The organism is Bacteroides ilei, assembly GCF_900128495.1.
GTDB lineage: Bacteria > Bacteroidota > Bacteroidia > Bacteroidales > Bacteroidaceae > Phocaeicola > Phocaeicola ilei.
Genome location: NZ_LT635812.1, coordinates 1 through 6,898, shown reverse-complemented (window position 1 = coordinate 6,898; position 6,898 = coordinate 1). Strand labels below are relative to the sequence as shown.

The 6,898-nt window shown below is 43.9% G+C and carries 8 protein-coding genes; all 8 read right to left on the bottom strand.

All coding sequences use genetic code 11. The annotated features are described in order from the left end of the window. Nucleotides 1-109 precede the first annotated feature (109 nt). A complete protein-coding gene (locus tag BQ7489_RS17210) occupies nucleotides 110-1,099 on the bottom strand; it encodes a hypothetical protein (RefSeq protein ID WP_072532389.1) in 990 nt (329 codons plus the stop codon). 55 nt (nucleotides 1,100-1,154) lie between these two features. Continuing rightward, on the bottom strand, nucleotides 1,155-1,550 hold the full coding sequence (locus tag BQ7489_RS17205) for a hypothetical protein (RefSeq protein WP_162617841.1): 396 nt from the start codon (nucleotides 1,548-1,550) through the stop codon (nucleotides 1,155-1,157). A gap of 151 nt (nucleotides 1,551-1,701) precedes the next feature. Continuing rightward, on the bottom strand, nucleotides 1,702-2,205 hold the full coding sequence (locus BQ7489_RS17200; RefSeq protein ID WP_072532387.1) for a hypothetical protein: 504 nt from the start codon (nucleotides 2,203-2,205) through the stop codon (nucleotides 1,702-1,704). Beyond that, the gene (locus BQ7489_RS17195; protein WP_072532386.1) at nucleotides 2,192-2,998 is read right to left on the bottom strand and encodes a hypothetical protein; all 807 of its coding nucleotides are present in this window, start codon (nucleotides 2,996-2,998) and stop codon (nucleotides 2,192-2,194) included. Before BQ7489_RS17195 ends, BQ7489_RS17200 begins: the two co-directional genes overlap by 14 nt. Continuing rightward, a complete protein-coding gene (locus BQ7489_RS17190; protein ID WP_072532385.1) occupies nucleotides 2,964-3,785 on the bottom strand; it encodes a DUF6712 family protein in 822 nt (273 codons plus the stop codon). The genes BQ7489_RS17195 and BQ7489_RS17190 overlap by 35 nt, the downstream gene beginning before the upstream one ends. A gap of 11 nt (nucleotides 3,786-3,796) precedes the next feature. Beyond that, nucleotides 3,797-5,185, bottom strand: coding sequence for a hypothetical protein (locus BQ7489_RS17185; protein WP_072532384.1), 1,389 nt, complete (start codon nucleotides 5,183-5,185; stop codon nucleotides 3,797-3,799). 1 nt (nucleotide 5,186) lies between these two features. Then, entirely contained in the window at nucleotides 5,187-5,420 is a 234-nt protein-coding gene (locus BQ7489_RS17625) for a hypothetical protein (RefSeq protein WP_072532383.1), read from the bottom strand. 5 nt (nucleotides 5,421-5,425) lie between these two features. Beyond that, nucleotides 5,426-6,466 carry a hypothetical protein gene (locus BQ7489_RS17175; RefSeq protein ID WP_072532382.1) on the bottom strand — a complete coding sequence of 347 codons (1,041 nt, stop codon included), beginning with the start codon at nucleotides 6,464-6,466 and terminating at the stop codon, nucleotides 5,426-5,428. Nucleotides 6,467-6,898 lie beyond the last annotated feature (432 nt).

The window sequence follows — 6,898 nt, the reverse complement described above, 5'->3', positions numbered from 1 at the left end:
TGACAAAACACATCTCAGTGACTTGTTTGACAAATCGAATTTCAAAAATGTCAAAGACCGATATGATTCAAGTGAATCGAATTTATTTAATTTTTAACCTTGTCCATTTTTAGTGGACAGTAGTGATGTTATATGATAAATTATTAATTATAGATTGTAATCTTTCATTGTATTCTCCAAAGTTTAAGGAAAATAAATCTGTTCGCAATAATTTTACACTGTCGGATTTTTGTTGGAATTTATCTGCCATTATGTTATTTTCTTTCAGCTTATAAACTGAAGAATATGATACTGGTTTTTTTTGTACACTTATTGCCAAATACTTAACACCCGGATAAGGTTTACAAATTACTCCATTGGGATATGTTCTATCGGATTGAGACGTTTCTATTATACTAGTTAGGTTTTCATCTAAGGAAAATGCGTAATTAGATACAGCACCAATTTTAACTCCCTCTATTAATACCAAATCTATATCAGTTACATCTTTAATTACAATTCTGTATGAATCATTATCTGTAATTCCTGTAGACGCTAACAAATATTTATTTTCTATCGTTTTTATAGTAGATAAAACCCCACCATCTTTAACAAGTGCTCCAATATTATATAATAATGTTAGACTTTTTTCTAGATTCTTTTTCCTTTTGGATAGTTCTGTTGGGTCTGTATACCCCCTTGAAGAGTAGTCAATTAATATCCAATTTGTTATTGTATCATACGAGTATGTAGCACCAATATTTTTCCAAGTTTGCCAAAATCCTTCTTTATCTTTGAATGTTATTATAAGTCCATTTTTTCTATATAAATTAGGAACTTTACTCAGCGCATCGCTAAAAGTATAAAGATTATCTCCATCAGCACTTCCCTGAGGATATAAATCGCTAATATTTAAATATGAGGACAATTCGGCAAGTTTCGCATCCCGTTTCTTCAGTTCTTCATCAGTTGTTGTCTTATCATAATAATCTTGTTCTAGCTTGTCAAGATGTTCAAGCATCTCCGTTCCGATTCGATTAGCCGTATTCTGCTTATTCGTTTTCTCGTCACGAATCTGTATCGCCATCTGCTTTAATTCATCGAATGTTTTTGTTGCCATAATTTTAGTTTTTAACGAAATAAATTCATCATGTTATTATACTAAAAGACACAAGTTATGTGTGTCTATTGCGTGATCCGTACAAGCGCGATCTCATCGTAGTGCTGCGTCTATGGTTTGCTTCCTCGATTTTATCAACCAGCAAACCGCAAAACTCTTCCCCGTACATGTACGCCATCTGTTCTTTCAGCACCATGATTGACGCAAAGTAGGGACGTGAGAACCATTCACGAGGTGTACGGGGATTGCCAGATGTATAATATCCACCAGGCTTAGGACCAACTTTCCGAGGAACGTTAAGCCTGTGTTCCTCTCGATATATAGGGTTCAAAATCTGCAAGTCACCGCCATTACCCTTAGTATACCCGTTGCCGACACCCATGTCCTGGTAGATACCGTACTCGAGAAACTTGTGCTGGATAGTAGATACAGAGTCAGTGGATGATATCACGTTATCCCGAATTTGCTGATGCAATGAGTAAGTATTGATGACGTGCAGCCGTTCGATTTTCTCACGCCAGATTGTCACCATCATTTCCGCCCAGGCTTCCTGATATTTCTTACGATCTTCGTCAGTTGCTGCCGGTCTGTGATTATCTGTCTTAGCCATCCCACTCGTCCTCCTTATAACATAAATCAGTCGGTTCAGTCAATTCGACCATGAAGTACAACCCTGTGCAGCCGGATATGAAATACTCACCCAGTTCACGGGTATAGATTCTGGATACATTCAGGAAAGATAAGTCCAGATCTTCGTATATGTATTTGTCACGGATCATACGGGAATGGAACTGCCGGAAAAGTTGCCGACAGATATCCAGCTTTGCCGCCCGGTCGGTCATGTCATCGTAACGGTAACGTATCAGAAGAAACACCGTAAAGGTACGCTTTTTGAACCAGCCTCCCCCGATCTGTTCGGTAGCTGCGTCGTTAGTATCGTCTATGCAGACGAAAGCGGACTGACGGCGGAAATTGTCAAGTACATCCTGGAGTGAATTGATACCGCTACAGGAACACGGGAAAAAGGCGTTGGCCTTGGCCAGCTTGTTTTTCTCGGTCAGATCCTTGAAATAGGTGTGCCCGTCGAAGAATTTACTTGTGTCCATTTTGTCTTGATTTTAGGATTTGAATATCGTGTGCTTTGGCATCCAGTTCTGTCAAGGCCCGCCAGCAGTCCATCTGCAAGACTTCCTTTTCTTTCGTTACATCACCACCTGTCAGTGCCCGGATCTGGGCGTTCATCGCACCCATCAGGTCGGGTAGTTCAGGCTGATCAGCGTCGGCCGAACTGTGAAACGGCTGAAAGAAATGCGGAAACAGAGAAGTGAAATACAGTTTAACGCTACCCCACCAAAGGAACACGGAAACCAATTCGTATTCTTTGATCCGGGAAAAGGCTGCCTGCAACGAACCTTTTATGCCCGGCTTTTTCTTATAGAGATAACCATACAGGGATTGAAGCTGAGAAACGTTCTGCGAATACAGGTAGCCCTGGTAGTAGTTCTCACAACAAAGGTAATCTTCGAAGCTCAGGCCGTGCAACATCGCATCGATGGCACACCGACCGCCGATATTGTCCAGTCTGACGGGATAAGCATGGGGTTCGGAAATAAAATCAATCTGACGGAGAAAGCTACGGATCTGCCAGTCCTGAAGAATAAATCTCAATTTCTTGTGCCAGTTCAAACGAAAAGTGCACAGCCAGCCTTCTTTAATTCGCTTACGAACACGTATTCCAGTAAATCGCATAAAGACGTAGGTCTTTGCCTTGACCGGAGGAAACAGCGTGATGACCAGGAACACAAACCGAAGCTGTTCCTGGTTAAGTTCCTTCCAGGAAATAGGGAAACGAAAATCAAGGATTCTACCCCCAAAAGTATACTGAATCTTCCTTTTCATTCTGGTAAGTCTGGAAATGTTTGACTTTGTATGCCTCGGAGTCCTTATAACTGGTAAATACCTCTACCTTGGATTCCGCATAATTCTCGATGCGTTCCAGCATGCTCTTTGCAGCCGGCCAGTGTCCCATGATACAAAATCCGATAAACTTGCACATGTAGTCTGCCATGGCGGTTTCTTCTTTTGTGAAAGCGTTATGCCGAGCCTGTTCGAGGATATGATCGAAAAACTCTGACGACACATGCTGCCGGATCTTTTCTTCCGCCTGATACATTCTCGTGCGAAACTCATTCAGCTTGGAACGATGTACGTCTGAAGAAGGAAATTCAACATACATCTTCAGCTGTCGGGCAGTATATATCAGGTTGGGGATATTGATACGGGCCTGTGCTGTGTCTGCCCAGTCGGTACCGACCAGCAGCTCCAAACACCGATCGTAGGTATCTTCGGCTGCATTGGTAACTTGCTGCAACAGGTTCTTGACTCTGTCGGCCGAAGCCGGAGCCAGATTCTGATTAGACACCACACCGAAGCCGGTCGGAGTCAATACCAAATCGAGCTGCGGAATCTGCTCCTGATAGGTACGCAGACAAACCAGTTTTGTGACCGCCTGCTCGAGTCCAGGAACCGTATCTAATTTATCTGCCATGTCACCCAGCAACACATGATTAATGCTCTGAAGGGTATCGTCCAGGTGAGGAGCAATCATATCGTATACCTCTGCCGTGGAATTGGTAGCAGAGGAACATATCTTCTCGAAAATCTCTTGTGAAAATGTAATAGCCATATTGATTCGTTTTAAGATTTGCTTTCAAGATCCGAAGCTGTCTTCTGTTTGGCATCGGTGTTCTGGTCAAGTGTAGTAAGTAGCACCATGGGAACATCCGGATAGACCTTCTCGCTCCAGCCATTGTACTCGATGACGATGTTATGCGGAATGTTCATCAGGTCATGAAAAGGTATCTCCAGTGCCTGCTTGAGCGTGAACAGCTCGCGCTTGTCTGAACCGGAGTTGTTGCTCTGCCCTTTACCCGGAGTAGCACCTACCAGATTAGGATGAATGTTGTCGCCATAGCAGGTGATGTTACTGGCTTCCTGAATATCTTCGCTCCAGTCACCACCCTCCTTGCCGGTTTCAATCACGTTGATGCGAACCATACGGACTTCACGGCCGTTCGGATCAATGTAGTAACCGGTGATCCAAACCTTACCGCTGTTCTCAATGCCGGAAACGAAGTTCTTGATGTTTTCCTTTTCTTTCTTGATGCGCTCCATCTTTTTCAGCGGTTCGGTGATATGATCTTCTTCACAGATGTTTCGCCAGTAATCCTTGTGAACCTCGACCTGATATTTTACGCTGGCATGGTTGCGGAGCTTAGCCTTCTTGCCTTTCCCGATCAGTCGCTTGATATCGTACCAGTCGCCCCGGAAGATGCTGGTGTAATAAGGAATTGGATAATACTGGAACCCCGGCGTCGGGAAGCGTACCAGAATAGCAAATTTCCGTTCGCCGGTACGAATCCTTGTTTCGCCATCGCGCCCAGGTTCACGCCCCATGAGTACCATCAGATCACCCATCGGGTCGCGCGGATCAAGCAAACGAATGACTTCGTAATCCTCCGGACGGAGTGAAACATTATCACGGAAATTGGCATAAATCACATGATTGATTTTGCCGTTTCTCGCCTTCTCAAAACGGCAATAGCAGGCTTCTTTATGCACCAGACGGTTAATTCGCTTGCCATCCTGAGAAAGAATAATGACCGACACACAAAAGAAAAAGTATTTCATGTCTGTTGCCTGCTCGAGCTGGAACAACGGCAAGCTGTTGCGAACCAACCAGCGTTTGATTTCGGGATGGGTTGTCGGCTGTTTGGTATCAACGTCCATATACTTCAGACCGGCACCATAACAAGTAATGACATTGAACAGCTTGTTCTGGCTCATCACTTCATCAACACCAATCATCTTGATAATATTAAAAGGGAGCTGATTGTCTTCACCGAAATTTACATATGCCATGCCTTTCCGATTCGGAACAGGTGTCGTTCTGATATTCGCGTCTTCGTCAAAAACCAAGCTGCTGTCCTCAACGGATGCCATTTCGGCGGCTACATTGGAAACCTCGATGTTGAATATCTCACCAGGAATGAAGTTGTCGTCGTATTGTGAAATTGTTTTGTCCATATTAGAGATAAATTGTCATGTTGTTTATTTCGAATAGAGATATATCGCGGAAAGCCCGGATCAAACCGGATGCCGGAAGGCGGACACGATGAACACCTCGGCGCCAATGTGAGCCGACACACACTGCACCACGGTATTCCAGAATGTCGCCTGTACTAAGCTTCCATAACTTCAGGTTACAAGGCTGCCCCGACTCGAGCAACCTCAATGCGTCTTTGATATGTATTACTTTCATAGGCTTTAATTGTAAGTATCATCGAAAGAATCATCGAACACCTCCGGGAGCAAATGAATCCGCTGCTGACAGCGAGAAGCCAAGATGTATGTGACGGTAAATGAAAACAAGCCATCGTCTTCATCGCTCCGACTGGTATCACTCTCTATAATGGTTATCGGGATATCTCCGGAATCGTCCATCAGCCAGGCTTCCGTAGTTCTCGCCAAATCATCTGCCAGAGCGAACATAGATTCTGGGATATATCCTGTATTGAGTGTGTGCTTACGCTGCTCGTCTACGTAATAGGTCTTGTACTGACCGGCAAAATATGCCGCACTCCGGGTAAGCTCCGGTTCTACCGTATCGCCACCTACAAAGTAGAAAGTTTCTACCAATCCAAATGAGTTACGGAACTTCAGACCAATGGCCTCCGGTTTATCTTGATCTACACGGAAAACCTGTTTTCTGGCACCGGCTTGGACAGTATACCGAAGCAATATATATCCAGACTGTGTAAAACGTGAGGGAGAAACATCTACGGATAGGATACCATAGTCGGACACACTGCCCAATGAACGTGTAGACTTGAGCAACTGGTTCCGGTCATTGACAAAGACACATTCCGCCGTCACAGGAATAGCTGTCCCCCCGGAAGATAACCTCCCGGTAGTGAAATTTAAAGTTTCTGTACGCCCGAAAGATGTCACCTTGTCACCTCCAGCCAGAGTCGTCAAGAAGTAATTATCCACAAAATCTTCTGCACTGCATGCTACAACAAGGCGACATAACAGCACAATAAAGGTTTTGGAAATAGAAGCCTCTCCAGATGCAGAAACCGTATAACTGAACTGGAGCAGAGGTGAAGCAATCAGATAAGGCTCCATGAGGGAAAATAAATCAAAGACACGAATCAGGCTATTGGCATCCGGAGTATAATTCTCCTGTAAGATAACATTATTACCCTGTTTCAGAACAAAATTCACCAGCTTGTTCGAGCTGATCGTAAAGTTGTCCAGCTGTGATGAAAGGGTAAAGTCGGGTATATCTTGGAAAATGGTGAGCATACATCTTTGTTTTTCTCAAAGATACCCGACCCCGGAAATGGGTAAAAAGACAAAAGGTGCAGCATCATTATGACGCCACACCTTTTTTATTTGTACTGCTACTTGCGTAGCATGATCCACGCCGGCCGGCCATCGGGGGAAATGGCAAGCTCATAGCCCAAATCCACCATCGCCCTGGCGATATCGTTAATGCTGATCTCTGCCATATCAGAAAGTTCGTCCTGTATCTGCTGTGAAGTTTTGTAAATTACGTCATCTGTAACTTTATCGGCAGGAAGATATTCCTGGAAGTAACGATAAAGAATATATATTTGTCGAATTCTACTTTTTTATTTGCCATGGTCTGCCTCCTTTCTATCATTCAATGCGGTTTGAATCAATTCACTGAGCTGCTCCATCTCCGGACGTGTACAGCATAATTTATCACTTCCA

Excerpts from the sequence above, each read along its gene's own strand:
- BQ7489_RS17210 (WP_072532389.1), bottom strand. The coding sequence starts at position 1,099 with ATGGCAACAAAAACATTCGATGAATTAAAGCAGATGGCGATACAGATT.
- BQ7489_RS17200 (WP_072532387.1), bottom strand. The coding sequence starts at position 2,205 with ATGGACACAAGTAAATTCTTCGACGGGCACACCTATTTCAAGGATCTG.
- BQ7489_RS17195 (WP_072532386.1), bottom strand. The coding sequence starts at position 2,998 with ATGAAAAGGAAGATTCAGTATACTTTTGGGGGTAGAATCCTTGATTTT.
- BQ7489_RS17190 (WP_072532385.1), bottom strand. The coding sequence starts at position 3,785 with ATGGCTATTACATTTTCACAAGAGATTTTCGAGAAGATATGTTCCTCT.
- BQ7489_RS17185 (WP_072532384.1), bottom strand. The coding sequence starts at position 5,185 with ATGGACAAAACAATTTCACAATACGACGACAACTTCATTCCTGGTGAG.
- BQ7489_RS17625 (WP_072532383.1), bottom strand. The coding sequence starts at position 5,420 with ATGAAAGTAATACATATCAAAGACGCATTGAGGTTGCTCGAGTCGGGG.
- BQ7489_RS17175 (WP_072532382.1), bottom strand. The coding sequence starts at position 6,466 with ATGCTCACCATTTTCCAAGATATACCCGACTTTACCCTTTCATCACAG.